Source organism: Azospirillum picis, assembly GCF_017876115.1.
GTDB lineage: Bacteria > Pseudomonadota > Alphaproteobacteria > Azospirillales > Azospirillaceae > Azospirillum > Azospirillum picis.
Map to the genome: position 1 here is coordinate 19,961 of NZ_JAGINO010000027.1, position 25,268 is coordinate 45,228.

Annotated in this window: 21 protein-coding genes; 10 read left to right on the forward strand and 11 right to left on the reverse strand. The window is 69.8% G+C overall.

The window, feature by feature from the left end; translation table 11 throughout:
- The first annotated feature begins 44 nt into the window (after positions 1-44).
- Positions 45-1,292, forward strand: a complete 1,248-nt coding sequence (locus J2850_RS27000; protein ID WP_209989138.1) for an ABC transporter substrate-binding protein — start codon at positions 45-47, stop codon at positions 1,290-1,292.
- Positions 1,293-1,370: 78 nt separating this feature from the next.
- Here J2850_RS27000 and J2850_RS27005 read toward each other — a convergent pair whose 3' ends face one another.
- Together J2850_RS27005 and J2850_RS27010 are read right to left on the reverse strand one after the other, a co-directional pair.
- On the reverse strand, positions 1,371-1,865 hold the full coding sequence (locus J2850_RS27005; protein ID WP_209989141.1) for a GNAT family N-acetyltransferase: 495 nt from the start codon (positions 1,863-1,865) through the stop codon (positions 1,371-1,373).
- Positions 1,866-1,936: 71 nt separating this feature from the next.
- Positions 1,937-3,358: an aminotransferase-like domain-containing protein gene (locus tag J2850_RS27010; protein WP_209989144.1), complete on the reverse strand. Its 1,422-nt coding sequence runs from the start codon at positions 3,356-3,358 to the stop codon at positions 1,937-1,939.
- 139 nt (positions 3,359-3,497) lie between these two features.
- Here J2850_RS27010 and J2850_RS27015 point away from each other — a divergent pair, with 139 nt between their 5' ends.
- The gene (locus J2850_RS27015) at positions 3,498-4,430 is read left to right on the forward strand and encodes a DMT family transporter (RefSeq protein WP_209989149.1); all 933 of its coding nucleotides are present in this window, start codon (positions 3,498-3,500) and stop codon (positions 4,428-4,430) included.
- A 19-nt stretch (positions 4,431-4,449) separates the two neighbouring features.
- Here the strand turns inward: J2850_RS27015 and J2850_RS27020 are convergent, their stop codons facing one another.
- The gene (locus J2850_RS27020) at positions 4,450-5,664 is read right to left on the reverse strand and encodes an MFS transporter (protein ID WP_209989152.1); all 1,215 of its coding nucleotides are present in this window, start codon (positions 5,662-5,664) and stop codon (positions 4,450-4,452) included.
- A 149-nt stretch (positions 5,665-5,813) separates the two neighbouring features.
- Between J2850_RS27020 and J2850_RS27025 the strand changes: the two genes are divergently transcribed.
- Positions 5,814-6,701: a LysR family transcriptional regulator gene (locus tag J2850_RS27025; RefSeq protein WP_209989155.1), complete on the forward strand. Its 888-nt coding sequence runs from the start codon at positions 5,814-5,816 to the stop codon at positions 6,699-6,701.
- A 9-nt stretch (positions 6,702-6,710) separates the two neighbouring features.
- Here the strand turns inward: J2850_RS27025 and J2850_RS27030 are convergent, their stop codons facing one another.
- Positions 6,711-9,686, reverse strand: a complete 2,976-nt coding sequence (locus tag J2850_RS27030) for a PAS domain-containing protein (protein ID WP_209989158.1) — start codon at positions 9,684-9,686, stop codon at positions 6,711-6,713.
- A 316-nt stretch (positions 9,687-10,002) separates the two neighbouring features.
- On the opposite strand from J2850_RS27030, the gene J2850_RS27035 reads away from it, so the two are divergent.
- The 6 genes from J2850_RS27035 (at position 10,003) to J2850_RS27060 (ending at position 15,239) form a co-directional block, all read left to right on the forward strand.
- Complete coding sequence (locus tag J2850_RS27035; protein ID WP_209989162.1) at positions 10,003-10,614, forward strand: glutathione S-transferase family protein; 612 nt, start codon at positions 10,003-10,005, stop codon at positions 10,612-10,614.
- Positions 10,615-10,673: 59 nt separating this feature from the next.
- Positions 10,674-12,770 (forward strand): 2Fe-2S iron-sulfur cluster-binding protein, encoded by a 2,097-nt coding sequence (locus tag J2850_RS27040; RefSeq protein WP_209989164.1) that lies wholly within the window; start codon positions 10,674-10,676, stop codon positions 12,768-12,770.
- A 68-nt stretch (positions 12,771-12,838) separates the two neighbouring features.
- Positions 12,839-13,384, forward strand: coding sequence for a carboxymuconolactone decarboxylase family protein (locus J2850_RS27045; protein ID WP_209989167.1), 546 nt, complete (start codon positions 12,839-12,841; stop codon positions 13,382-13,384).
- 73 nt (positions 13,385-13,457) lie between these two features.
- Positions 13,458-13,922, forward strand: coding sequence for a nuclear transport factor 2 family protein (locus J2850_RS27050; protein WP_209989169.1), 465 nt, complete (start codon positions 13,458-13,460; stop codon positions 13,920-13,922).
- Between the two features lie 29 nt (positions 13,923-13,951).
- The gene (locus J2850_RS27055) at positions 13,952-14,155 is read left to right on the forward strand and encodes a hypothetical protein (RefSeq protein WP_209989172.1); all 204 of its coding nucleotides are present in this window, start codon (positions 13,952-13,954) and stop codon (positions 14,153-14,155) included.
- Positions 14,156-14,366: 211 nt separating this feature from the next.
- Positions 14,367-15,239 (forward strand): LysR family transcriptional regulator, encoded by an 873-nt coding sequence (locus J2850_RS27060; RefSeq protein WP_246513611.1) that lies wholly within the window; start codon positions 14,367-14,369, stop codon positions 15,237-15,239.
- Between the two features lie 24 nt (positions 15,240-15,263).
- Here J2850_RS27060 and J2850_RS27065 read toward each other — a convergent pair whose 3' ends face one another.
- Positions 15,264-16,250, reverse strand: a complete 987-nt coding sequence (locus J2850_RS27065) for an NADPH:quinone reductase (RefSeq protein ID WP_209989179.1) — start codon at positions 16,248-16,250, stop codon at positions 15,264-15,266.
- 115 nt (positions 16,251-16,365) lie between these two features.
- Between J2850_RS27065 and J2850_RS27070 the strand changes: the two genes are divergently transcribed.
- Positions 16,366-16,698 carry a winged helix-turn-helix transcriptional regulator gene (locus tag J2850_RS27070; RefSeq protein WP_209989182.1) on the forward strand — a complete coding sequence of 111 codons (333 nt, stop codon included), beginning with the start codon at positions 16,366-16,368 and terminating at the stop codon, positions 16,696-16,698.
- A gap of 199 nt (positions 16,699-16,897) precedes the next feature.
- On the opposite strand, the gene J2850_RS27075 is transcribed toward J2850_RS27070, so the two are convergent.
- From J2850_RS27075 to J2850_RS27100, 6 genes are all read right to left on the reverse strand, one after another.
- A complete protein-coding gene (locus tag J2850_RS27075) occupies positions 16,898-17,488 on the reverse strand; it encodes a DUF3102 domain-containing protein (protein ID WP_209989184.1) in 591 nt (196 codons plus the stop codon).
- Positions 17,481-18,116: a ParA family protein gene (locus J2850_RS27080; protein ID WP_209989186.1), complete on the reverse strand. Its 636-nt coding sequence runs from the start codon at positions 18,114-18,116 to the stop codon at positions 17,481-17,483. Before J2850_RS27080 ends, J2850_RS27075 begins: the two co-directional genes overlap by 8 nt.
- Positions 18,117-18,317: 201 nt before the next feature.
- The gene (locus tag J2850_RS27085) at positions 18,318-20,747 is read right to left on the reverse strand and encodes an ATP-binding protein (RefSeq protein ID WP_209989189.1); all 2,430 of its coding nucleotides are present in this window, start codon (positions 20,745-20,747) and stop codon (positions 18,318-18,320) included.
- Positions 20,748-21,471: 724 nt separating this feature from the next.
- Positions 21,472-22,908 (reverse strand): dihydrolipoyl dehydrogenase, encoded by a 1,437-nt coding sequence (lpdA, locus tag J2850_RS27090; RefSeq protein ID WP_246513613.1) that lies wholly within the window; start codon positions 22,906-22,908, stop codon positions 21,472-21,474.
- Positions 22,905-24,251, reverse strand: coding sequence for a dihydrolipoamide acetyltransferase family protein (locus tag J2850_RS27095; protein WP_209989192.1), 1,347 nt, complete (start codon positions 24,249-24,251; stop codon positions 22,905-22,907). The genes lpdA and J2850_RS27095 overlap by 4 nt, the downstream gene beginning before the upstream one ends.
- A 2-nt stretch (positions 24,252-24,253) precedes the next feature.
- Positions 24,254-25,267 (reverse strand): alpha-ketoacid dehydrogenase subunit beta, encoded by a 1,014-nt coding sequence (locus J2850_RS27100; RefSeq protein ID WP_209989195.1) that lies wholly within the window; start codon positions 25,265-25,267, stop codon positions 24,254-24,256.
- Position 25,268 lies beyond the last annotated feature (1 nt).

Below are 25,268 nucleotides of genomic sequence, written 5' to 3' on the forward strand. Positions count from 1 at the left end.
GCGAACGGCCGGTCCGATCAACGAACAATGGGAGGATCAGGACCATGTGGACACATCGTTCGAGTGCCGGCCGCTTGGCCGCCGGGGCTGCCGGAACCGCCGCCGGCTGCCTCGCCCTGCTGCTGGCCGGCGCCGGGGGTGCCGCCGCCGAGATCCCGAACAAGCATGTCAAGCTGGGCGTGCTGACCGACATGAGCGGCTTCGCGTCGGACAGCACCGGCCGGGGGTCGGTGGTGGCGGCGGAGCTGGCGGCGGAAGATTTCGCCAAGGAGCTGCCCGGCGTCACCATCGAGGTGGTCCACGCCGACCACCAGAACAAGCCCGACATCGGCGCCGCCACTACGCGCCGCTGGCTGGACCAGGAGCATGTCGACGCCATCCTGGACGTTCCCTTCTCGTCAGTGGCGCTGGCGGTCAACGAGGTGACCCGCAACTCCAAGGCGATGTTCATCGCCTCCGGTCCCGGCACCACCGAGCTGACCGGCGCCAAATGCTCGGCCAACACCGTGCAGTGGACCTACGACACCTGGGCGCTCGCCAACGGCACCGCGCGGGCGGTGACCGAGGCCGGCGGCAGGAACTGGTATTTCCTGACCGCGGACTACGCCTTCGGCCATGCGCTGGAGCGCGACGCGTCGGCGGTGGTGACCGGCATGGGCGGCAAGGTGGTGGGCAGCGTCCGCCATCCGCCGAGCGCGTCGGACTTCTCCTCCTACCTGCTGCAGGCCCAGGCCAGCGGCGCCCAGATCATCGGCCTCGCCAACGCGGTGGGCGACACCATCTCCTCGGTCAAGCAGGCGACGGAGTTCGGCATCACCAGCAGCGGGCAGCGGCTGGCGGCGCTGCTGATGCAGTTGAGCGACGTGGCGGCGGTCGGGCTGAAGGACGCGCAGGGGCTCTACTTGACCGAAGCCTTCTACTGGGATCTCAACCCCGGCACCCGCGCCTTCGCCGACCGCTTCGCCGCGCGGATGGAGGGCCGCCGCCCCACCGGCAACCAGGCCGGCGTCTATGCCGGCGCCCTGCATTACCTGAAGGCGGTCAAGGCGGCGAACAGCACCGATGCGACCGTGGTCGCCGCGAAGATGCGGGAACTGCCGACCGATGACCCGCTGTTCGGCAAGGGCAGCGTGCGCGTCGACGGCCGGGCCGTGCACGACATGCTGTTCTTCGAGGTGAAGTCGCCCGACGAGTCCAAGGGGCCGTGGGACTTCTACAAGCTGGTCAGGACCATTCCCGGCGACCAGGCCTTCCGCCCGCTGGGCGAAGGCGGCTGCCCGCTGGTAAAGTAGCAGGGCTGGGAACGCCCCCCGTCGCACGAGCGGTCGCGGTGCCGGCGGCACCGCGGCCCGCGCCGCCGCCATGGGGCGCTACGGGGCGAGAACCTTCACCATCAGAAGCTCGTCGATGTAGCGCCCGTCGATCTTCAGGGCGCGGGGTTCCGTGCCGTAGGTCTCGAAGCCCAGGCGGCGGTAGAACCGGACGGCGCGAAGGTTGGTGGCCGCCACGGAGAGCTGCACCTGCTCCACCTGCCCGGCGGCATGGGCGAGGACCGCCGTCAGGAGCGCCTGCGCCAGCGTCCCCCCCTGCCGGGCCTCCCGCACATAGACCCCCCAGAGTGTCGCCTTGTGCCGCTGCTTGGCGGATGGCGGCACCAGCAGTCCGGCGGTGGCATCGAGCCGGCCGTCCACGAATCCTCCGAAGATGCAGCCCTCGGCGAGCCGTTCGGCGAAACCGGCGGCGGACCGCGCCTGCTCCGCGGCGAGATCGGCCCCGAACGCTTCGGGATGGAGCGCCAGCGCCTCCAGCCGGATCTCGCGAAATGCCGGCGCGTCGTCCGGGACAAGCCGTCTCACCAGGTCCATCGTCATGCACTCCGTTGTTGGGCATGCCGGCACCGGGCAACCCGCCCGCGTCGCCGGAAAGGCCGCCTCCCCTACCGCGCAATGGCCCGCGCCAGCACCTCGTAGACGCGGGGATCGGCCATCTGGGCGACGTTGAAGCGCAGGAATCCGGAAGCGGTCTGCGACACGCTGAACACGTTGCCGGGGGCGAGGACGACCTTGTCATGGAGCGCCGCCCGCGCCAGCTCGGCCGCAGCGTCGCCGGGGAAGCCGCCTTGAGAGCCGCCTTGAAAGCCGTCCGGCAGGCTGCACCAGAGATAGAAGCCGCCGCGCGGCATCAGCCAGGGCCGCAGGCCGAGCGCGTGGAGCCTGTCCGCCGTCTCGCGCCGCGCCCGCGCCAACCGGCGGCGCAGCGCTTCCAGATGCTTGCGGTGGCTGCCGTCGCCGAGTGCCGTGAGCACGATGTCGGCGGCGACCGGGCTGGGACCGCCGAAGGCCGTCGCGACCTGGAGGTCGACCAATGCCTCCACCCAGTCGGGCCGCGCCGCGATGTAGCCGCAGCGGATCGAGGCGGACAGCGTCTTGGAAAAGCTGCCGATGCGGATGACCCGTGCCAACCCGTCGAGCGCCGCCAGCCTCGGCGACGGTTCCGGCTCGAAGTCGGCGAAGATGTCGTCCTCGACGATGGTCAGGTCATGGGCGGCAGCCTCGGTGAGCAGCCGGTGGATGGTCTGCGGCGACGGCGTCGCCCCCGTCGGGTTGTGGAGGGCGGAGTTGGTGATGTAGAGGCGCGGCCGGTGCCGGGCGAGGGCCTCGGCGAACAGGACGGTGTCGGGGCCGGTGGAGCGGTAGGGCACGCCGACGATCCGCACGCGGTGGGCGCGCAGCAGGGCCTGGAAGTTGAAGTAGCAGGGGTCGTCGACCAGCACCGTGTCGCCGGGGCGCAGCAGGAAACGGCAGATCAGGTCGATCGCCTGGGTGCCGGACCCGGTCAGCAGGATCTGGTCCGGGCCGGCGTCGATCCCCTCGTCGGCGAACTGGCGGGCAAGCAGGCGCCGCAGGGCCGGCGAGCCGCGCGTGCCGCCATAGTCGGCCAGCAGGGCGTCGCCGGCGCGGGCGAGCTGGCGGATGGCGCGGCGGATGGCGGCGTTGGGCATCCAGTCGGCCGGCAGCCAGCCGCAGCCGGGCTTCAACGTGTCGTCCCCTGCGTCGAGCGACTGCCGCGACACCCAGAGGGGGTCGATCGCCCGGTCCAGCCGCGGCTCCGCATCCGCCAGCGCCAGCGGCGGCATGCCGCCGCTGGCGTAGAAGCCGGAGCCGGGCCGGGAGCGGATCACCCCCTCGGCCGCCAGCCGGTCATAGGCTTCCACCACCGTGGAGGGAGACACGCCCATCGCGGTGGCGAAGCGGCGGATCGACGGCAGCCTTTCGCCCGGCGACAGCGTGCCGCCCGCCATCCTGCGGCGGATGGCGTCCATCACCTCGCCGGTGCGGGTGCCCTTGCGGCCGTCCATACCGGCGCCTCCTGGCAAAGCGTATGGTTTCCATCAGCCATACAGTTCGGCGTGATTGTATGGGACCGTCGCTGTCCCCGCCAGTGCCGTCCGCCTAGGCTCGCCGGATGTCGGACGGAGCATGGCGGAGAGGGTTGGAATGCGGCGGGAGACAGGTCCGGCCGGGACCGGGCGACGCGGCGGCCGGAGTGGCGGCCGGAATGGCGGTCAGGGCAGCGGCTGGGGCAGCGGGCTGCTGGGGGTGGCCATCTTCAGCGGGTCGCTGCCGGCGACGCGGGTGGCGGTCGAGGGCTTCTCGCCGCTGTTCCTGACCGCCGCGCGGGCGGTGATCGCGGCATGCCTGGCCGCCTGCCTGCTGCGCGGGCTGCGGCAGATGCGTCCGGAGCGGGGCGACCTCGCCTCGCTGGCCGTCGTGGCGTTGGGCGTCGTTGTCGGCTTCCCCCTGCTGACCGCGCTGGCGCTCCGCCACGTCACGGCGGCCCATTCGGTGGTCTTCATCGGCCTGATGCCGCTGGTCACCGCCACCTTCGCGGTTCTGCGCGCCGGCGAACGGCCGAAGCCGGCCTTCTGGCTGTTCTCGGGCCTGGGAAGCCTGGCGACCGCCGGCTTCGCGCTGTCGGGCGACCGCGGGGCGTCGGCTGCCGGCGACCTGCCGATGCTGGCGGCGGTCCTGCTCTGCGGGCTGGGCTACGCCGAGGGAGCTGCGTTGTCCCGGCGCCTGGGCGGCTGGCAGGTGATCTCCTGGGCGCTGGTGCTGGCGCTGCCGGTGATGGTGCCGGTTGCCGTCGCGACCTGGCCGGAGAGCTGGCCGGATGTCCGGACATCCACCGGCCTGCCGGCCTGGGCGGGGCTGGGCTACGTGTCGGTGTTCAGCATGCTGCTCGGCTTCGTGTTCTGGTACCGGGGCCTGGCGCTGGGCGGCATCGCCGGGGTCGGGCAACTTCAACTGCTCCAGCCCTTCTTCGGGCTGGCGCTGGCCGCGATGCTGCTCGGCGAGCCGGTGGCCTGGACGATGGTGGCCGCGGCCGGGCTGGTGGTGCTGTGCGTCGCCGGGGCGAAGCGGTTCGCGTGAGGACGCCCCCCTGCGCCTGCTATGCGGCTGCACGGCGGGAACGGGTGGCGGCGGTGGCGGCGAGCGCCGCGACCGCCAGCGTCAGGGGGACGAACGACACCTGGAGCACCGTGGTCCATCCGTAGGCGGCCAGCAGCCCCCCGGACGAGAAGGACCCTGCGGCCATCGTTCCGAACACCAGGAAATCATTGAGCGACTGTACCCGGGTCCGCTCCTCGGGCCGATGGCAGTCCAGCACGAGGGCGGAGGCGCCCAGGAAACCGAAGTTCCAGCCGAGCCCCAGCAGGACCAGGCTCGCCCGGAAATGCGCCTCATCCGTTCCCGCCAGCCCGGCCGCGGCGGCGGCGGCGATCAGGGCCAGTCCGGCGGCGACCACGCACGGGGCGCCGAAGCGGTGGATCAGCCGGCCGGTGACGAAGCTCGGCGCATACATGGCGATCACATGCCATTGAAGGCCGAGGTTGGCCGCCTCCTGCGACAGGCCGCACAGGCGCATGGCCAGCGGGGCGGCGGTCATGATGAAGTTCATCAGCAGATAGGAGACGATCCCGCAGATCACCGCACCGATGAAGCGCGGCTGGCGCAGGATCACGCCGATCGGGCGCCCGCCGGCGACCTCCGCCGCCGTCGGCATCGGCACCCGGATGCCCAGCAGGACCAGCGCCGACACGGCGGCAATGGCTGCCTGCGCCAGGAAGGTGGCCATGAACAGGTGGGGCGGCCACAGTCCCATGGTGTGGGTGACGAGCTGGGGGCCGACGACGCCGGCCACCACGCCGCCCGCCATCACAGCGGACATCGCGCGCGACCGGCGTTCCGCCGCGGTGCAGTCGGCGGCGGCGAAGCGGAAGGACAGCACCACCGCGGCATAGGCGCCGCCGAACACCATGGCCGCGCAATAGAGCCAGAAGGACCCGAGCAGGACCGCCAGCGCGGACAGCAGGCCGACGAGCACGCCGCATCCGGTTCCCGCCAGGAATGCGGCCCGGCGCCCGTGCCGGCGGGCGATGCCCCCGGCCGGCAGGGTGCAGAGCGCCATCCCCACGACGAACACCGAGACCGGAAGCGTGGCCAGGGCCGGGCTGGGGGCAAGCGTGTTGCCGACCACGGCGCCTGTCGCATAGACGACCACCGCGTTGGCACCGGCAAGCGCCTGGGCGATGGCAAGCCGCAACACGTTGGTGAGTTCGTGCGGGCGGGCGGCGGGGCTGGTGCTGGCTTCAGCGTGAGACATCGAACTCCTCGGGGGTCCTCGGGCTGTGCGGGGCGGCCTCCGCCGTCGGCCTCTTCGAAGCCGGGAGAGCGCGGTTGATCCAGGACTATCGGTCGCCCATCATGAACGGAAATGGTTTGTTCTCATGGATGGATGAGCGGAGGTCATGGATGATCGACCGTCAGCTTCTTGCGATCCTGCGCGAGGTGGACCGGCTCGGCAGCGTCACCGCCGCGGCCGGCCGGCTGAACGTCACCCAGTCGGCGCTGAGCCATACAATCCGCAAGGTCGAGGAACGCCACGGCATCACGATCTGGACGAAGAAGGGGCGCGGCCTCCGCTTCACCCAGGCCGGGCAGCATCTGCTGGCGCTGGCACAGCGCGTGCTGCCGCAGTTCGAACACGCCGAACGGGTCCTGGGCGATTACGCCGTGGGCCTGCGGGGGGCGTTGCGGGTGGGGATGGAGTGCCACCCGTGCCAGAAATGGCTGATGCGGATGACCGCCGCCTACCTCGCCCACTGGCCGGACGTGGATTTCGAGGTCCGCACCGCCTTCCGCTTCGATGGCGTCGCGGCCCTTCTGGACAGCGAGATCGACCTGCTGATCACCCCGGACCCGGTCGACCTGCCGGAGGTGCTTTTCACGCCGGTCTTCGATTACGAGCTCGTCCTGGTGGTGCATGACGCCCATCCCCTGGCCGCGCGCGCGATGGTGCTGCCGCAGGATCTTCTGGATCAGGAGCTGATCACCGTGCCGGTAGGCCTGGAGCGGCTCGATGTCTTCACCCGCTTCCTGGTCCCGTCCCATTGCCGGCCGCGCCGCCACCGGACCGTCGAGACCACGGACCTGATGCTGCAACTTGTCGCCGCCGGTCGCGGGGTGACGGTCCTGCCCGACTGGCTGGTGCGCGAGGAGGCGGCCGGGATGCCCGTCCGCACGCTGCGCCTGGGGCCGGACGGGATCGCCAAGAGCATCAATCTCGGCATCCGCCGCGGCGACGGCGGGGAAGCCCACATCGCGGGTTTCCTGGCGCTGGCGCGCCGGATGGGGCACTGACGGTGCCGGTCATCCGGCGATCATCTCGCGGATGCGGGCGGCCAGCACGTCGACGGCGAACGGCTTCGTCAGCACCGACATGCCGGGTTCGAGCTGGCCGTTGTTGAGCAGGGCGTTCTCGGCGAAGCCGGTGATGAACAAAACCTTCAGCCCCGGCCGGCGGACGCGCGCCAGGTCAACCATCTGCCGTCCGTTCATGCTGCCGGGGAGGCCGACGTCGGTCACCACCAGATCGATGCGGCTGTCGGACTGCAGCACGCGAAGGCCGCCGGCGCCGTCGGACGCCTCGATGGCGATGTAGCCGAGATCGTCCAGCAGGTCCATCACGAGAAGGCGCACGCTCGGCTCGTCGTCGACGATCAGCACGGTTTCGCCGTCCCGCGCCGGCGTGCCGGCCGCGCTCTCCGCCTCGACCTCCTCCTCGTCGGCGTCGCCGCGGTGGCGCGGCAGGTAGAGACACACCGTGGTCCCCTTCCCGACCTCGGAGTAGATCCGCACCTGCCCGCCGGATTGCTTGGCGAACCCGTAGATCATCGAAAGACCGAGGCCGGTCCCCTGCCCGATCGGCTTGGTCGTGAAGAATGGATCGAACGCCTTGTCGATCACGTCCTGCGTCATGCCGGTGCCGGTGTCCGACACGCAGAGGGACAGATACTCCCCCTCCTGCATGTCCTGCTGGACGGCGCCGCTGCGATCGATCCAGCGGTTGTCGGTCTCGATGGTGATCCTGCCGCCGTCGGGCATGGCGTCGCGGGCGTTGATGCAGAGGTTCAGCAAGGCGTTCTCGAGCTGGGACGGGTCCACCAGCGTCGACCACAGGCCGGGCATCGCGACCATCTCGATCCGGATGCCCGGCCCGACCGTCCGCTGGATCAGCTCCAGCATTCCGCCGACCAAGCGGTTGACGTTGGTGGCCTTGGGCGCCAGCGTCTGCTGGCGGGAGAAGGCGAGCAGCCGGTGCGTCAGCGCCGCCGCCCGCTTCACGGCACCCTGCGCGGCGACGATGAACTTGTCGACGTCGCCGAGGCGGCCCTGCTCGATGCGTGCGGAAATCCGTTCCAGCGCGCCGGAGATCCCGGCCAGCAGGTTATTGAAATCATGGGCCAGCCCGCCCGTCAACTGGCCGACCGCCTCCATCTTCTGCGACTGGCGGAGCTGCTCCTCGGCCTTCATCAACTCGGCGGTGCGTGCGGCGACCCGCTGTTCGAGCGTCTCGTTGAGGGCACGCAGCGCCGCAGCGGCGCGATCGCGCTCGGCCTCGACGGCGCGCCGCTCCTCCACGTCGAGCACGACACCGGGAAAGCTCAGCGGCGTGCCGTCCGGCGCGTGGTCGACGCGTCCGTTCGCCTCGATCCAGTAGTACCGGCCGTCGGCACGCTTCACCCGGTATTGGTGGGCATAGGCACCGCCGCGGTCGATCGCCTCGTTGATCGCGTCGATCAGGGCGTCCTTGTCGTCGGGGTGGACGGTGGCGACGACCTGCGCAAGACTGAGGCCGTCGCGGCCGAGCGCCGGATCGAGCCCGAAGGCGCGGGCGAACGGCTCGTCCACCGTGAAGCGGTCGCTTGGCAGGTCCCAGTTCCAGGTCCCGATGATGGCACCGGCTTCGAGGGCGAGCTGGACGCGCTGCACGTTCTCGCGGGCCAGCGCCTCGCTGACGCGCAGGGCGGCCTCGGCCCGCTTTCTCGCCTCGATGTCCCGGAACAGCACCGACACCTGACGCCGCTTTGCCGGCTCGACCCGTGCCGCCGACACCTCGATGTGGCGCCCGGCAGCGGCGAAATAGCGTTCGAAGCGGATCGGCTGCCCGGTCTGCAGCACCTGGCCGTACAGCGCGAGCCATTCCTCCGCCTCCGTCGGCGCCAGATCCCGCAGCGTGCGGCCGACGATGTCGGGGATGCCGGTCTGCCGTTCGTGGCCGGGGTTGGCCTCGATGTGGACGTAGTCGCTGAGAGGTCCGCGGGGGCCGTCGATGAACTCGATGATGCAGAAGCCGTCGCTGATGGCGTTGAACAGGGCGCGGTACCGCTCCTCGCTGCGGGCCAGCGCGTCCCGCGCCATCCGCTGCTCGGTCACGTCGCTTGAGGCACCGAACCACTCGATGATCCCACCCTGCCGATCGAGAAGCGGGATCGCCCGGGAGAAGATGTAACCGACACTCCCATCGGCCCGGCGGACCCGGTGCTCCATCTGGAACACGCCCTTGGCGTCGATCGCCGCCTGGATTCGCGCCAGCACCTCCGGACGGTCTTCGGGCTCCAGGTACTCCTCGATCCAGGCGGAGTTCGGCGACTGCGAGTCGGCCAGGATGCCTTGACCATGGAGCACCCGCAGAACCGTCCAGTCCGGGCTCATCCGGTAGACGGTGTCCGAGGTCGCGGTCACCAGCGCGCGGAAATGCTCCTCGCTTTCGGACAGCCGGCGGCCGTCACGGTCCCGCCTCAGGTCAGTGAAGAGGCTGGTTATCAGGCGCTGCGCGTCGAAGGGATCGGCAGGCTCGCCACTGGTGCCGGTGACCGGATCGGCAGTCTCGATGATCGTCGCCAGGATGCCGCCGACGCGTTGCGCCGCGTCGCCCGGCACCGGCCCGATGGCGGCGGAGAAGCCCGCCTCCGCGTCGAGCCCATTGTGGCGGACCGCCAGCCGGAGGCGGCCCGTGCGGCCCGGCGGCCTGTCGCGGCGCGTGGTGTCGAGGAAGGGGCCGAGCGCCTGCTCCGCCTCCGGCCAGCCATCGCGGAGAGGCCGGCCGAGAGCTTCGGGATGCCTGTCGCCGAGGAGCGGACGGCACCGGTCGTTGTAGATCACGATGCGGTCCGGCCCCCACAGGAGCAGTTGCGGGAGCGGGCTGGCCAGCACGAGCCCGACGGCCGACGCCAGCGTGGGCGACCATGTCGCGGGGGATCCGAGGTGGGGGATGGTCCGATCGGCAGCCCGCAGGAGGGCTCCCGCCTCTCCGCCATCCTCCAAGAACACGAAACCCGCCACGTCCGGCTTCCCCCATCCCGATTCCACATGCCGGCAGAATGCCCATCGCAGCCTACCGGCAGGATCGTCGGAGGCAAGGGAAACAGCCGCCTAGGGCGAACGGGCGAGGCTGTGCCGTCCGAACGAGGCTTTGACTCCGGCCGACATGGCGGGCGAGGCGATTCCTCCACCGCCCAGGCGCGCCAGGGTCCCATCATTATTTCATTCTGCGCAATGATGAACTGTTCAGAGCAGCCATTCCCGTCATGGGGCGGATGCAGCAGTCTGAGGATGCGGAGCGGGAATGATCCCCTCCGGACCATCGGAGGACCTGAGGATGAAGCTCTATCATCACCCCCTGTCGGGCCATTCGCATCGCGCCCGTCTCTTCGTCTCGCTGCTCGGCCTGCCCCATGACCTGATCGAGGTCGACCTGAAGGCCGGGGCGCACAAGAGCCCGGAATTCCTGGCGCTCAACCCTTTCGGCCAGGTGCCGGTCCTGGATGACGACGGCGTCGTCGTCGCGGATTCAAACGCCATCCTCGTCTATCTCGCCAAGAAGGCCGGCCGGGCCGACTGGCTGCCGGAGGACCCGCAGGGCGCCGCCGCGGTGCAGCGGTGGCTGTCGGTGGCCGCCGGAGACGTGGCCTACGGCCCGGCGGCAGCCCGGCTCATCACGGTGTTCGGGGCGAAGTACGACGCCGACGAGGTGATCGCCCGCGCCCATGCGCTGCTGGCCAGGCTCGAAAGCCGGCTGAGCGGGCAGGACTGGTTGGCCGGCGGGCGGCCGACCATCGCGGACGTCGCGATCTACAGCTACGTCGCCCGGGCGCCGGAAGGCAACGTCGACCTCTCGGGCTATCCCGCCGTCACCGCGTTCCTCCGCCGCCTCGAGGAGCTGCCGGGCTTCGTGCCCTTCGCCCGGACGCCGGTCGGCCTCGCGGCCTGACCGCCGATCCTGACGCGCCGGCCGGCGCCTCCGCAATCTAAGCCGCAGGGGACATCACGATGACCGCAACACTGACGAAGCTGCCGACATGGCACGAGGGTGAGACGTTCATCCAGGAGAAGGTCGGCGTGGCCGAGCGGATGGCGGCCGTCGGCGAACGGGTGGTCCGCGACCACATGCCGGACCAGCACCGCGACTTCTATGCGCAACTTCCCTTCATCGTGCTGGGCAGCGTCGACCCGCGGGGTGACGCGTGGGCCACGCTCATCTCCGGCAGGCCGGGCTTCATGTCGTCTCCGACCCCGACGACGCTCGACATCGCAGCCCAGCCCGACCCCGGCGATCCGGCCGGTGCCGGGATGCGCGACGGCGATCCGGTCGGCCTGCTGGGGATCGAGATGCATACCCGGCGCCGCAACCGGATGAACGGCATCCTGACCGCCGGCGAGACCGGCTTCCGGGTGAACGTCGACCAGAGCTTCGGAAACTGTCCGCGCTACATCCAGCTACGCGACGTCGGCTTCGCGCGGGATCCGGCCGAAGCGTTTGCCGGCGCCGTGGAGGAACTGCCCCGGCTCGATCCCCCGGCCCGCGCCATGATCGAGCGGGCGGACGCCTTCTTCGTCGCGACCTATGCCGACCGTGCCGAGCGCCGGCAGGTCGACGTGTCCCATCGCGGCGGCAAGGCGGGCTTCGTCCGTGTCGCCGGGGACGGCACCCTCACCGTGCCCGATTTCAACGGGAACCTGTTCTTCGCGACCCTTGGAAACATCGTCCTCAACGGCAAGGCCGGGCTCGTCTTCGTCGATTACGCGAGCGGCGACATGCTGCAGATGACCGGCGATGCCGAGGTGATCCTGGACTCGCCGGAGATCGCCGCCTTCCAGGGGGCCGAGCGGCTGTGGACTTTCCGGCCGCGCCGCATCCTGCGCCGGCCCGGCGCGCTGGCGCTGCGCTGGTCGTTCCGGGCGGACGGCTGGTCCCCCAGTTCGCTCATGACCGGCGACTGGCCGCAGGCGGCGTCCCGCCTGCAGGCGGCCGATCTGGCGGCGCGGTGGCGGCCCTACAAGGTGACGAAGATCGTCGAGGAGAGCCCGTCGATCCGGTCCTTCCATCTGCAGCCGGATGACGGGGCCGGTCTTCTTCCCCATGCTGCCGGGCAGCACCTGCCGATCCGCGTGACGGTGGCAGGCGCCGAAAAGCCCGTCATCCGCACCTATACGTTGTCTGTCGCGCCGTCGGACGGCCTGTACCGCATCAGCGTCAAGCGGGAGGGGCTGGTGTCGCGTCACCTGCACGACACCATCCGGGTCGGCGACATCATCGAGGCGCGTGCGCCCGACGGCCGCTTCACCATCGACCCCTTCGAGCCGAGACCCGCGGTGCTTCTGGCCGGCGGCATCGGGATCACGCCCCTGCTCGCCATGCTGCGCCACGTGGTCTATGAGGGGCTGCGCAAGCAGCGGATGCGGCCGACCATCCTCATCCAGGCCGCCCGTTCGAAGCAGGAGCGCCCATTCGACCGGGAGATCGCGGAACTCGTGGCGGCAGGGCAAGGGGCGGTGCGGTGGGTCCGGGTCCTCGGCGATGCGGCCGGAGCCGAGGACGGCATCGACTATGACGCCGCCGGTCGCATCGACATGGCGCTGCTGACCCGCTTCCTGCCGTTCAACGACTACGACTTCTATCTCTGCGGTCCGCCGGCCTTCACCCAGGCGCTGTATGACGGGCTGCGGAACCACAGCGTCGCCGACCGGCGGATCCATGCCGAGGCGTTCGGACCATCGTCATTGGCGCGCCGGGCGGATGACGGGGCGGCACCCGCTGCCGGCGCGGCGCCCTTGGCTGCCATGGCGGCGGCCAGGCCGGTGGCGACCGGATCGGTTCCCGTGGCCTTCCTGGACTCGCTGAAGGAGGCCCGCTGGACGCCGGCGTCCGGCACGCTGCTGGAGTTGGCGGAGGCCCGCGGCCTGGAGCCCGAGTTCAGTTGCCGCGAGGGCACCTGCGGAACCTGCCGGACCAAGCTGCTCAAAGGCGCGGTGACCTATGTCAGGGAGCCGACCGCCAGCGTCGCCGACGACGAGGTCCTGCTCTGCTGCGCCGTGCCGGCCGAGCCGGAACCCGGCGAGGAGAACCGCATCCAACTCGCCCTCTGACCCCCATCACGACACCGGCCCCCGATCAAGAGCCACAGCTCTGCATCCAGACTACAGGAGACAAGACGATGTCCCACATTCCGACCCCGGCGACCATCGAGGATGCACCCGAGGCGTCCCGCCCGATCCTGGAGGCCGTGCAGAAGCAGCTCGGCCGCGTGCCGAACATCTTCCGCCTGGTTTCGAACAGCCCGGCTGCGCTGGGCGGCTGGACCGCCTTCCAGGGTGCTCTCGGCAAGGGCAAGCTGCCTGCGGCGACCCGCGAACGGATCGCACTGGCAATGGCCGAGGAGAACGGTTGCGACTACTGCCTGTCCGCCCATACCTACACCGGCATGAGGTTCGCCAAGCTCGATGATAGTGAGATCGCGGCCAACCGTCGGGGAAGCTCGAACGATCCTAAGGCCGCGGCGGCGGTCGAATTCGCCAGGGCATTGGCCGTCGCACGCGGCGCCGTCGGGCCGCGCGGCATCGAGGCGGTGCGTACCGCCGGCTACAGCGACGCCGAAATCCTCGAGATCATCGCGCATGTCGCCCTGAATACCTTCACCAACTACGTCAATGAAGCCCTGGAAACCGAGATCGACTTCCCCCGCATCGACGCCGCCGCCTGACCCCGAAAAGCGGGTGGAGGGCCATGCTCCCCGCCGCCCGCCTTTCCCTTACGTCCAGACCAAGGAGACCGTCATGTCGCGCCCGCCGCTTCCCCCCTTCACCGAGCAGTCTGCCATCGAAAAGGTCCGTCTTGCCGAGGATGGCTGGAACAGCCGCGATCCCGCGAAGGTCGCGCTCGCCTACACCGCGGATACCCGATGGCGCAACCGCGCCGAGTTCGTGAACGGCCGTGCGGAGGTCGAAGCCTTCCTGACCCGCAAGTGGAACAAGGAACTCGATTACCGGCTGATCAAGGAGCTGTGGGCTTTTGCGGGTAACCGCATCGCGGTGCGCTATGCCTACGAGCATCATGACGACAGCGGCCACTGGTTCCGCGCCTATGGCAACGAGAACTGGGAATTCGCCGAGGACGGGTTGATGCGGGTCCGGCACGCCAGCATCAACGAACACCCGATTGCCGAGGCGGACCGCCGGTTCCACTGGCCGCTCGGCCGCCGGCCCGACGATCATCCGGGCCTCAGCCATTTCGGCTTCTGAACCCGCATTCCCCGATGAGGATCGCCATCATGGCCGGAGTCACGCTCGACGAACGGACACGGCTGTCGATCGAGATCGCACTGACTGCTCACAGCGGTTGCCTGCCGCTGCTGCAGCGGCAGGACGCCGATGCCAGCAGGCTCGGCATGACCGATGCCGAGGTCGACGCGGCGAGGCGTGGATCCAGCTTCGACTTTTCCATAGCGCAGGCGACCGCGTTGGCGCTCGCGTGAAGCGAGGAGGCTCGCGTGGTCCGGCATGGGCGTGCGGCACGGGCCGCTTGCCGGCCGGCGCGATCGCGCCTGATTTCCCGGCTGTGGCCTTTCCCGTGGTATCTGTTCAGGCTTCGCCCGCCGGCTTGATCTCCGGTGCGGCGGGCCGGGTGCCTCCGGAAGGTCATCAGACGGCCTGGGAAGGGACGAGCGAATGGATCGATGGCAGGCGATGCGCATTTTCGTGAAGGTCGCCGAAACCGCGAGCTTTGCCGAAGCCGCCCGCCACCTGCACATGAGTGCGCCGGCGGTCACGCGGGCGGTGGCGTCGCTCGAGGCCATGATCGGTGCCAGGCTGTTCGTCCGCACGACGCGCTCGGTCAAGCTGACCGAGGCCGGAACCCGGTATTTCGAGGATTGCCGCCGCATACTCTCCGACCTCGCCGAGGCGGAGGCTGCGGCCGGCGGCTCCTACGCGACGCCGACCGGAACCCTCGCGGTCACCTCGTCAGCGTTGTTCGGACAGATGCATGTGCTGCCGATCCTGACCGAGTTCCTGGACGGCCATCCGGCGATGCGCGCGCGGACGCTCTTCATCGACCGGCCCGTCAACATCGTCGAGGAGGGCATCGACGTCGCCATCCGGATCGGCCATCTGCCGGACTCCGGCTTCACGGCGGTCAAGGTCGGGACGGTCCGGCGGGTGGTCTGCGGCTCGCCGGCCTATTTCGAGCGCCACGGCGTCCCGGTGGCGCCGGCCGACCTCAGGGGGCACCGGGTCCTGGTGTCCACCAGCGCGTGGGCATCCCCGGAATGGCGGTTCGCAGGGGACCAGAGGGTGACGATCGATCCCATTCTCCAGTGCAACACCAATGAGGCGGTCATCGCCGCCGCGAGCGGCGGCCGGGGGTTGACGCGGGTTCTCCACTACCAGATCGGCCCCGCCCTTCTCGCGGGGGATTTGCAGATCGTGCTGGGCGATCACGAGGAGCCGCCCCTGCCCATCCATGTCCTCTACCCCGAGGGACGCCACGCCCCGGCGAAGGTCAGGGCGTTCGTCGACCTGGCGGTGGCACGCCTGCGGGAGAACCGGCTGCTGAACTGAGGCGCGGCTACCGGCTGCCAGAAGTCACAGGCCGATCAGTATTTTGCCGATTGCCTTCCCGCTTTCCTGGGCCTCATGCGCCTCGGCTATACGGTCGAGCGGCAACTTCATCGCGATCGCCGGACTGTACGCTCCGGAGGCGACGCAGGCCGAAATCTCCTCCGCCGCCTGCCGCAAGGCCGCTTCCGGCATCGTGTAGACATAGACGAAGCGGAAGGCGAAGCCGCCGCGGAGCGCCGGCAAGAACGGGATCGAGAGCGTCGCCTGCGGATCCTCCGTCGAATAGGCGGCGACCACACCGTCGCGGGCCAAGCAGGCGACCGCGGTTCCGATATTGGCGGTCAGGTCGACGTCGACGATGCGCGCCACGCCGTTGCTGCCGGTTGCCGCCAGCAGCCCGTCCGTCACGGATTCCCGATGGCGGTTGATGACGAGGTCCGCACCGGCCGCCTTGGCGACCGCGGCCTGCTCCTCACGGCTGACGGTGACAGCCACCCAGGCGCCGGCCCATTTCGCCAGCAGGATGGCCGCGGTCCCGACCGCGCCGGCGCCGCCCTGGACAAGGACGCGCCTGCCGCGCAGGTCGCCATCGGCAAACAGGCACCGGTGAGCGGTCATCGCCGCGACACCGAGGCAGGCACCGATGTCGAAGGAGGCAGTGTCGGGGAGCGGGACGGCATGGGCGGATGGTACAACCACGAGGTCCGCGGCGGATCCGAAGGCTTTGCCCGTCTGCGCCTTGTACAGCCAGACCCGCTCGCCGAGGCGTGCCGGGGGCACACCGGGACCCAGCCTGTCGATGGTGCCCGCGCCGTCCTGGTGCGGGACGATCCGCGGGAAAGGCATGGGGGCACCGGCGAAACCGGTACGGGTCTTGATGTCGGACGGATTGAGGCCGGATGCTTCGACCCTTACCCGGACCTCGCCGAAACCCGGTTCGGGATCGGGCAGGGTGCCGATCTTCAGAACCTCGCGGGCCGCCCCCTGCCGATCGAAAAATGCAGCTCTCACGGCGTGTTCTTTCACTGGTTTCGCTGTCGGCAGGGTAATGATCGCGCAGTATTCCCGGCAAGTAGGCGATATTCTTGCCCATAGGGAAGGAAGCTATACCGATGGAGGCAGTGTCATGGACGACGGGGGCAGGTGTCCGGTGGAGATCACCGTCGACGTCGCCGGCGGGAAGTGGAAACCGATGATCATCTACCGCCTGCTCGACGGACCGCGGCGGTTCGGCGACTTGCGGCGGCTGGCGGGCAATCCCAGCCAGCGGTCGATCACCCTCCAGCTTCGGCAACTGGAGGCCGACGGCATCCTCGTCCGCAAGGTGTTCGCCGAGGTGCCGCCCCGGGTCGAGTATTCCCTGACCGAGTTCGGCATGACCCTCGCGCCGGTGCTGGTCGCCATGAGGGACTGGGGGGTGGTGTTCAGGAAGCGGAAAGAGGGCGCCAGCGACGGATAAGCGGCCGACCGCTTCCATGCGCCGCAGGCTCAGCACGGCCTTTCCGCCGTTCCGTTCAGGGCGTGGTGGCCGCGGATGAGCTGGGGGTCGTCGACCATCCTTCGCGGCGGCCGGAGGCGGCACGGAACATCCGGTGGGTGGCGCGGCCGGCGGCAGGGCGGCCGCAGGCCCGGCCTACTGCCTGCCGGCAATGCGCCTTTCAGCGTCTTGCCGACAGCTTCGCCTTCAGCGCCATGATGCGGGCGTCGATGCGGGCGCGCTCTGCCTCCAGCCGGGCCAGTTCCCGCCGATCGGACTCCTCTTCCGTCGCCGGGGATGCGCGCAGGCGCTTCTTGAAGTCGATGACGTCCTGGCGGCGGGTGGCGGGGCTGATCAGCCCCTGCGCCTGAGCCTGCTCCCGCTCGTCCGGGTTCAGCAGGACCATCTCGTAGACGGTGGCGTAGCTCGGCGGCAGACGGTCGGCCGGCAACTCGCCGGCGTCGATGGCGGCGGCAACCTTCATCAGCCGGTTCGCGGTGCTGTAGCGGAAGGGCAGATCGCGCTCCACCATTCCCATGAAGTCGCCATGGTCGAGCACGGTCTTGGCATGGTTGAGGTAACGGCCGATGGCGAGGAAGTTCTCCTCCGCCTCCGTCCATAGCCGGAGGATCGCGTCGGCGAAGTTCGCACGCGTGCGAAGTTTGCCCGGCTCCGGCCGCCGCGTCAGCCGCGGTGCAGGGACGGCGGAGGGGGCCAGCATCTCCGACACCTCGTCGGCGGTGACGATGCGGGGGGTCAGTTTCCTAGCCATGGATCAGCCTGTCGATGGCGGCTGCGAGGTCCGCGAAGTCGCCGCGCACCGCGGCGTCGTCCAGCGGCAATCCGGCGAAGGAATAGTTCTGGTAGGCGACGCGCAGCGGAATGTCGGCATCCAGCAGCGGCACCTTCAGGGCCGAGAGCTGCTCTCGCGCGAAGCCGGCCGCCTGGGCGCGGCGGTTCACCTGCATCAGCACGGCGGCGGCCGGAATGCGGGCATTCGGATCACGGCGCTGTGCCATCCTCTGTTCGGCGACCACATGCTGGTAGGTGCGTGCCGCCTCCAGCGCGTCCTTGAGGTCGGGGCGGCAGGGGATGACCACGGCGTTGGCGATGCCGATGGCATGCACGAGGCCGCGGGCCAGCACGCCGGCGACATCGATCACCACCCAGTCGGCGCGCTGCTCGGCCGCAGTGGCGGCCTCGATGATGTCGTCCTCGTCCACCGTCGTGCAGGTGATCGGCGCCCCGGCCGCCTTCACCCATTGGGTCAGGTTGCGGTTGGGGTCGACGTCGAGCAGCTCGACCCGGTGTCCGGCGCGGCGCCAGTGGTCCGCGAGGCACAGCGACAAGGTGGTCTTCCCCGGGCCGCCCTTGGTGCTGGCTGACGTGATGATCGGCATGGGTCCTACCGTGGCTGGAATGATCGGCAGAAGCTGCGCCACAAGGGCCGGCGAAGTCAACGTGGCGCTTCCGACCGCCCCGCCCGGGGTGGATCGAATGGAGATGGTGCCGTCATCCCGGCGGCTGGCGGCGTCAGTGGCCGATCGGACGAGGGGGTATGTGGCGGCCGGGCATCAGGCAGGCCGGGAGCCCGGCGCCGCTCATGCGCAATGGTCCGACCGGATCGACATCCGATCCCGCCGGACGAGGTCCAATTCGTCCAGCAGCAGGGCGAAGCCGGGACCGACCTGTTCATGGTCCCTGGAGCGGCAGGCGCGGCACAGCGCCCGCGCAGCTTCTTCGACGCCGCGGAAGCCGAGCATCCCGGCCGCGCCGATGAGGGGATGGGCGACCTCGATCAACTGGCCGGCATCCTGCCGGACGGCCGCGAGTTCCTGTCTGGCTTGGTCGATCCGTTCCACGAAGGCGGCCTGAAGCGCCGCCATGCGGGATTCACCTATGGCCGACAGCATCGCGGCCTGCATGGCGTCATCGACCGCCGGCCGCTTTGGCGGCGCGTCGGACGGCGCGGTCTTCGCCGTTATGCCGCAGGCTTCCGGGAAGGGCAGCTCGGTGGCAGGGCGCCCGAGGTGGGTGTCGATCATCGCCAGCAGGTCGGCCGGCCGGAATGGCTTTGCAAGATGCCCGTCCATCCCGGCCGACCGGCAGACCTCGGCATCCTCGCTGGTCGCATCGGCGGTCAGGGCGATGATCGGCAGGCTGCCCCGCCCGCCCTCCATCTGCCGGATGGCGCGCGTGGCCCCCGGCCCGTCCAGCCCAGGCAAATGGACGTCCATCAGGGCAAGGCCGAACCGTCCGCGCCGCACCGCCGCCACGGCATCGGAACCGCTGTCGGCGACCGTGACCCGGTGCCCGGCCTGCTCCAGTACGGTTCGCGTCAGCAGTTGGGTGACAGGGTTGTCTTCGACCAGCAGGATGTTGCCGCATCGGCCGGATGGGACCGGCATGGCCCGGCATGGGGCGGCCGGTGCTGCGGGCATGTCCGCCACTTGGAGCGGAATGGTGAACCAGAAGGTGCTGCCCTGCCCCTCGGTGCTGTCCGCTCCGATTTCTCCACCCATCAGTTCGACCAGCGACTTGCAGATCACCAGACCCAGCCCGGTGCCACCATATTCCCGGCAGGTGGACACGCTGACCTGGCTGAAGCGGCGGAACAGGCGATCGCGTTTCGCGGCGGGGATGCCGATGCCGGTATCGTGGACGGCGACCTGCAGCAGGGGCGGCCCCGACGGTGAGGGGGTCGGCCTCAGCGCCAGGCGGACCGTGCCGGCAGCGGTGAATTTGACGGCGTTGCCCAGCAGGTTGCCGATCACCTGCCGCAATCTCGTCGGGTCCCCCTCGACCCAGGTGGGCAGGTCCGGTGAACAATCGAGCACCATATGCAGCCCCTTGGCGTCGGCGGCCGGCCGCACCAGGGTGGCGGCTTCCCCGACAAGGGCGGGGAGGTCGAAGGCGATCCTCTCCAGCCGGAGGGCTCCGGCCTCGATCTTCGAGCAGTCGAGGATATCATTGATGATGGCCAGCAGGGCCCGGCCGGCGGTCCGTTGGTGCTCGACCCAGTTCGCCTGCGTCGCGTCGAGCGGAGACTTCGCCAGAAGATCGGCAAAGCCGAGCACGGCGGTCAGCGGCGTCCGCAATTCATGGCTTATCATCGCCAGGAACGCCGAAGCTTCACCGCTGCGGCGGTCGGCATCCACCAGCCTGGTCGACAGGTCTTCGGTCCGGCGATCCAGCATGCGGATGCAGTACCAGGTGAAGAGGGCATAGGCGAGCCCGCCGCACAGCACCGCCAACCCGATGCCGCCGACCAGCATCAGCCGCACGGACCGGTATGTTTGCGTCGCCACATCGTCCGGCACCGACATTGCGAGGTACCAGCCGGTCCGCTCCAGCGGAACGACGGTTTCGTAGGTGGCGGCGCCATCCGCGCCAACCCTGCGCTCCACGCCGACCCGGCCAGTCCGGATGGCCTCTGCGACGTGGGGAGCCGCCGGAACGCCGACGAAACGCTCGGTCTGTTCGCTGTGCGCTATGACTGTGAGGTTATGGTCGATCACGGCCACCATCCAGCCCTTCGGCGACGCTTCCGCGTGCAGGAGGTCGCTGAACGTCCGTGTGTCGATCAAGGCCGACAGCACGTAGCGATCTTCACCGTTGCGGGGCAGGGGCCACTGCAAAGCCACCTTGCCGGCATCCCAATGGCCGATCAGGGGGCGGGGAGAGGTTTCGGTTTCGCGTGCGCTCCAGTCGAGCAGGGCGGATGGACCGTCTTGAACGGCTATGGTGTCGAGGGAGGGATGACGTTGCTGTGCGAACCGAGCCGTTCGGCGCAGTTGCTCCAGATCCTCCGAACGCAGCGGTCCGCTCTGCGATGGCCGGGAAAGGGCCAGGCCGGAAAGAAAGGCACCTTCTTCCGTCAGCCTGTGCTGAATGGCCGTCGCCGTCGCTTTGAGCTCTTCGTCGATGCCGTGCCGGATCAGTTCCTTTTCCCGCTCTACGGCGCCGAGCAGCAGGAGCGAGGCCAGCATGAGCAGCGACAAGGCGGTAGCCAGAACCCAAATTCTCCGCATCGCATGACGTCCTTCAGGTCCGGAAGAGCGTACGCATCAGGATATCGACCAGGGCTCACGCGATTATGCCATCGAAGCGGGAAAGATTCACAGAGAAATCATAATATTTTTTAGATTCATATAAGGAAAAAGCAGAATTATAATAAGTCTTCTTCCGGTTAAGACACTCAAGCATGACGAGGGCGCATCATCTCGTCGTTGCATTGCGTCGCAGAAATTTTTGGAAAGCCACTTTCGTATATCTATGACTATTTAGCGCTCGGGTTGCCAGACCCCAAGAGCTTGCGGCTGACGCATCGAACCCGGGAACATCAGCACAATCTAATTCGATGTTGCGCGATACCGCCGGCACCCTGTGGTTGCCCCCGGCCGTCCGCTCCTCCTGCGCTTCATGCTTCCCTGTTGCCGGCAGGGGAGACGACAGAAGCCGGTCTGATGACGGACGCACGGACGGAAAATGCCGCACGCAAAGGGAAAGGCCGCTGGCGCCGCTGGGGGATGCCAGCGACTCCCGGGCATTCCTCGCAGCCGCCGGACAAGCGCCCCGTCCGCGACCGATGCCGAGGCTGGCGGCAGGAGCGCCATGACGGGCCGTGCCCGAAAGCGGGACCGGTCCGGGCGGATATGCTTGCCCCGAGCCTGTCATCAAGGCCGGCAATCGACGATCCCGCGCCCATGCGGCGTCAGTGTGGCGCCGAAGGTCGGCTTTCCGGGAAACGGCGGATCAGATATGGAGCGGCCGTCCTAACAGCCGGAGCGCCGTCTCGTGGAAGGATTCACCCAGCGTCGGATGGGCATGGATGGTTCCCGCCACATCCTCCAGCTCCGCCCCCATTTCCAGCGCCAGCGCGAACTCCCCCGACAACTCGGAGACATGGGCGCCGACCGCCTGGATGCCGAGCAGCCGCCGGTCGTCACGCCGCGCGACCAGCCGGACGAAGCCGCTTTCGCCGACGTCCATCCGGCCGCCATCCAGGGTGAGGGCACGGCCGTTGGCGGCGAAGGGGAACTGGTCGACGATCGCGTCGATCCCCTGCGCCGCCGCCTCGTCGGGCGACAGGCCGACGCTGACGATCTCCGGTTCGGTGAAGCAGACCGCCGGGATCGCGGCCGGGGCGAAGCGGCGGCGGTGGCCAGCGATGATCTCCGCCACCATCTCGCCCTGCGCCGACGCCTTGTGGGCCAGCATCGGCTCGCCGACGAGGTCGCCGATCGCCCAGACGTTGCGCATCGAGGTCCGGCACTGGTCGTCCACTGCGACGAAGGCGCCCTGGCGGTCGACGCCCATCGTCTCGAAACCCCAGCCGTCGAGCCTCGGGCGGCGGCCGGTCGTCGAGAGCACGGCATCGGCCGGCACGCGGACCGTCCCGCCGTCCGCCGCGCGCACGACCATTAGATGCTTCTCCCCGTCCGTCTCCAGCCCGAGAGCGCGGGCACCGAGATGGACGGCAACGCCCGACCGCTCGAACCAGCGCCGCACCGGCGCGGTCAGTGCCGCGTCATAGAGCGGGAGGAGGCGCGGCTGCGCCTCGACCACCGTCACCGCGGAGCCCATCCTGGCGAAGGCGCTGCCCAGCTCCAGCCCGATATAGCCGCCGCCGACCACCGCCAGCCGGCGCGGCAGCCGCTCCAGCGACAGCGCCTCCGTCGAGGACAGCACCGGTCCGCCGAAGGGAAGCGCCGGCAGCGGCACGGGTTCGGAGCCGGTGGCGAGGATCACATGCTCCGCCTTGACGGTCAGAGGGCCGTCGCTGCCCTGGACGGTGCAGGTCTTGGCGTCGGAGAAGACTGCCCAGCCGCGCAGCAGGCGCACCTTCGCCTTGCGCAGCAGGGCGGCCACCCCGCCGCTGAGCCGGTCGACGATGCCGTCCTTCCAGCGCATGGCGGCGGCGAGGTCGAGGTGCGGCGGCGTATCGAGCGCGATGCCGAAGCGGCCGTCGCCGACCGACTGCGCCATCGCCTCGAAGCGGGCGGCGACATGGATCAGCGCCTTGGACGGGATGCAGCCGCGGATCAGGCAGGTGCCGCCGAGCCGGTCGGCCTCGACCAGCACGGTGTCGAGGCCGAGCTGGCCGGCGCGGATGGCGGCGACATAGCCACCGGGACCGCCGCCGACCACCAGGACCTTGGCGGTGACGGTCTTCATGCCGGGTGCGCTCATCGCGGCGGCTCCATGAACAGGGTGGCGGGCTGTTCCAGCAGGTTCTTCACCCGCTGGACGAAGGAGGCGGCGTCCCAGCCGTCGACCACCCGATGGTCGAAGGAGCAGGACAGGTTCATCATCGACCGGACGACGATGTTGCCCCGGCGCACCACCGGCCGTTCGACGATCCGGTTGATGCCGACGATGGCGACCTCCGGCCGGTTGATGATCGGCGTGGTGGCGAGGCCGCCCAGCGCGCCCAGACTGGTGATGGTGATGGTGGAGCCGCTGAGCTGCTCCCGCGTGGCCTGCCCGTCGCGCGCGGCGGCGGCCAGCCTGCGGACCGCGTCGGCCGCCTGCCACAGGTCAAGCGCCTCGGCATGGCGGACGACCGGAACCACCAGCCCGCCCGGCGTCTGGGTCGCGATGCCGGCATGCACCGCCTCGAACCGGTGGACGACGTTCGCCGCGTCGTCGTAGCGGGCGTTGATCTGCGGAAAATCCGGCAGCACCCGCACCAGGGCGCGGATCAGGAAGGGCAGCAGGGTCAGCTTCGGGCGGGCCACGGCGCCGTCGGCGTCCTGGCCGCCGGAGTTGACGTGGAGGCGCAACTCCTCCAGGGCGGTGACGTCGACCTCCTCGATATAGGAGAAATGCGGGATGTGGCGTTTGGCCTCCTGCATGCTCTCGGCGATCCTGCGGCGCAGGCCGCGCACCGGCACCTCGGACACCCCGGTCCGGGCCAGCGGGGGCGGCCGTTCGGCAACGGCGACGCCACCGGTCTCCGCCCCGTCCGCAAGGTGACGGTCGAGGTCGCGATGCAGGATCCGGCCGCCGGGGCCGGAGCCGGTGACGAACTGCAGGGGAATGCCGAGGTCCCAGGCACGACGCCGCACCGCCGGTGAGGCGGTCGGCTTGGTGCCGGGCGGTCGGCGGACCAGCAGGGCGGGCGCCGTCGGGTCCGGCGCGGTTGCCGCCGGTTCCGGCGCGGGTTCGCCCGCAAGCACGGCTGCGACGGCGGTGGCGGTGGCGGACGCCGGAGATGCCGCGGCGACGGGTGCTCCAGGGGCATCTCCTGGGGCATCGGCAGGAGCGGCGGCGTCGGTCCGGTCGCCCGTCCCCTCGACCTCCAGCACCACCAATTCGGAGCCGACCGCCAGCATCGCGCCGGGCTCGCCGTTGATCGAGAGAACCGTACCGGCCACCGGCGACGGGATCTCGACCGTCGCCTTGTCCGTCATGACATCGACCAGGGTCTGGTCCTCGGCGACGCGGTCGCCGGGCGCGACGTGCCAGGCGACGATCTCGGCCTCGGCCGTGCCCTCGCCGACGTCGGGCAGCTTGAAGACATGGCGCGCCATGATCACTCCTCCATAACGCGGCGCAGCGCCTCGGCGATCCGGGCCGGGCCGGGGAAATACTCCCACTCGAAGGCATGCGGGTAGGGCGTGTCCCAGCCGGTGACCCGCTCGATCGGCGTCTCCAGGTGATGGAAGCAATGCTCCTGCACCAGGGCGGACAGCTCGGCGCCGAAGCCGCCGGTCCGGGTCGCCTCGTGCACGATCACGCAGCGGCCGGTCTTGCGCACCGACGCCTCGATCGCCTCGATGTCGACTGGCACCAGGGTGCGCAGGTCGAGGATCTCGGCGTCGACCTGGGCGTCGCGGGCGGCGGCCAGCGCCACATGGACCATGGTGCCGTAGGCGAGGATGGTGACGGCGCCGCCGCTGCGCACCGTGGCCGCCTTGCCGAGCGGGATGGCGTAATGGCCGTCCGGCACCTCGCTGGCGGGATGCTTGGCCCAGGGGACCACCGGGCGGTCGTGATACCCCTCGAACGGGCCGTTGTAGAGGCGCTTGGGCTCGAAGAACATCACGGGGTCGTCGTCCTCGATGGCGGCGATCAGCAGCCCCTTGGCGTCATAGGGGGTGGAGGGGATCACCGTCTTCATCCCGGCGACGTGGGTGAAGATCGCCTCCGGACTCTGGCTGTGGGTCTGGCCGCCGAAGATGCCGCCGCCATAGGGCGCCCGCACGGTGACGGGGGCGGTGAACTCGCCGCCGGAGCGGTAGCGCAGCCGCGCCGCCTCGGAGATCAACTGGTCGCAGGCCGGGTAGATGTAGTCGGCGAACTGCATCTCGGCGACCGGGCGCAGGCCGTAGGCGGCCATGCCGACGGCGATCCCCATGATGCCGGCCTCGGTGATCGGGGTGTCGAAGACGCGGGTGCGCCCATGCTTGCGCTGCAGTCCGTCGGTGCAGCGGAACACGCCGCCGAAATAGCCGACATCCTCGCCCAGCACGACCACGTCGCCGTCGCGCGTCAGCATCTCGTCCATCGCGGCGTTCAGCGCCTGGACCATGGTCATGGTCGCCATC

Coding starts and splice junctions, on each gene's coding strand:
- J2850_RS27000 (WP_209989138.1), top strand. CDS start 45: ATGTGGACACATCGTTCGAGTGCCGGCCGCTTGGCCGCCGGGGCTGCC.
- J2850_RS27005 (WP_209989141.1), bottom strand. CDS start 1,865: ATGGACCTGGTGAGACGGCTTGTCCCGGACGACGCGCCGGCATTTCGC.
- J2850_RS27010 (WP_209989144.1), bottom strand. CDS start 3,358: ATGGACGGCCGCAAGGGCACCCGCACCGGCGAGGTGATGGACGCCATC.
- J2850_RS27015 (WP_209989149.1), top strand. CDS start 3,498: ATGCGGCGGGAGACAGGTCCGGCCGGGACCGGGCGACGCGGCGGCCGG.
- J2850_RS27020 (WP_209989152.1), bottom strand. CDS start 5,664: ATGTCTCACGCTGAAGCCAGCACCAGCCCCGCCGCCCGCCCGCACGAA.
- J2850_RS27025 (WP_209989155.1), top strand. CDS start 5,814: ATGATCGACCGTCAGCTTCTTGCGATCCTGCGCGAGGTGGACCGGCTC.
- J2850_RS27035 (WP_209989162.1), top strand. CDS start 10,003: ATGAAGCTCTATCATCACCCCCTGTCGGGCCATTCGCATCGCGCCCGT.
- J2850_RS27040 (WP_209989164.1), top strand. CDS start 10,674: ATGACCGCAACACTGACGAAGCTGCCGACATGGCACGAGGGTGAGACG.
- J2850_RS27045 (WP_209989167.1), top strand. CDS start 12,839: ATGTCCCACATTCCGACCCCGGCGACCATCGAGGATGCACCCGAGGCG.
- J2850_RS27050 (WP_209989169.1), top strand. CDS start 13,458: ATGTCGCGCCCGCCGCTTCCCCCCTTCACCGAGCAGTCTGCCATCGAA.
- J2850_RS27055 (WP_209989172.1), top strand. CDS start 13,952: ATGGCCGGAGTCACGCTCGACGAACGGACACGGCTGTCGATCGAGATC.
- J2850_RS27060 (WP_246513611.1), top strand. CDS start 14,367: ATGCGCATTTTCGTGAAGGTCGCCGAAACCGCGAGCTTTGCCGAAGCC.
- J2850_RS27070 (WP_209989182.1), top strand. CDS start 16,366: ATGGACGACGGGGGCAGGTGTCCGGTGGAGATCACCGTCGACGTCGCC.
- J2850_RS27075 (WP_209989184.1), bottom strand. CDS start 17,488: ATGGCTAGGAAACTGACCCCCCGCATCGTCACCGCCGACGAGGTGTCG.
- J2850_RS27080 (WP_209989186.1), bottom strand. CDS start 18,116: ATGCCGATCATCACGTCAGCCAGCACCAAGGGCGGCCCGGGGAAGACC.
- J2850_RS27085 (WP_209989189.1), bottom strand. CDS start 20,747: ATGCGGAGAATTTGGGTTCTGGCTACCGCCTTGTCGCTGCTCATGCTG.
- lpdA (WP_246513613.1), bottom strand. CDS start 22,908: ATGAGCGCACCCGGCATGAAGACCGTCACCGCCAAGGTCCTGGTGGTC.
- J2850_RS27095 (WP_209989192.1), bottom strand. CDS start 24,251: ATGGCGCGCCATGTCTTCAAGCTGCCCGACGTCGGCGAGGGCACGGCC.
- J2850_RS27100 (WP_209989195.1), bottom strand. CDS start 25,267: ATGGCGACCATGACCATGGTCCAGGCGCTGAACGCCGCGATGGACGAG.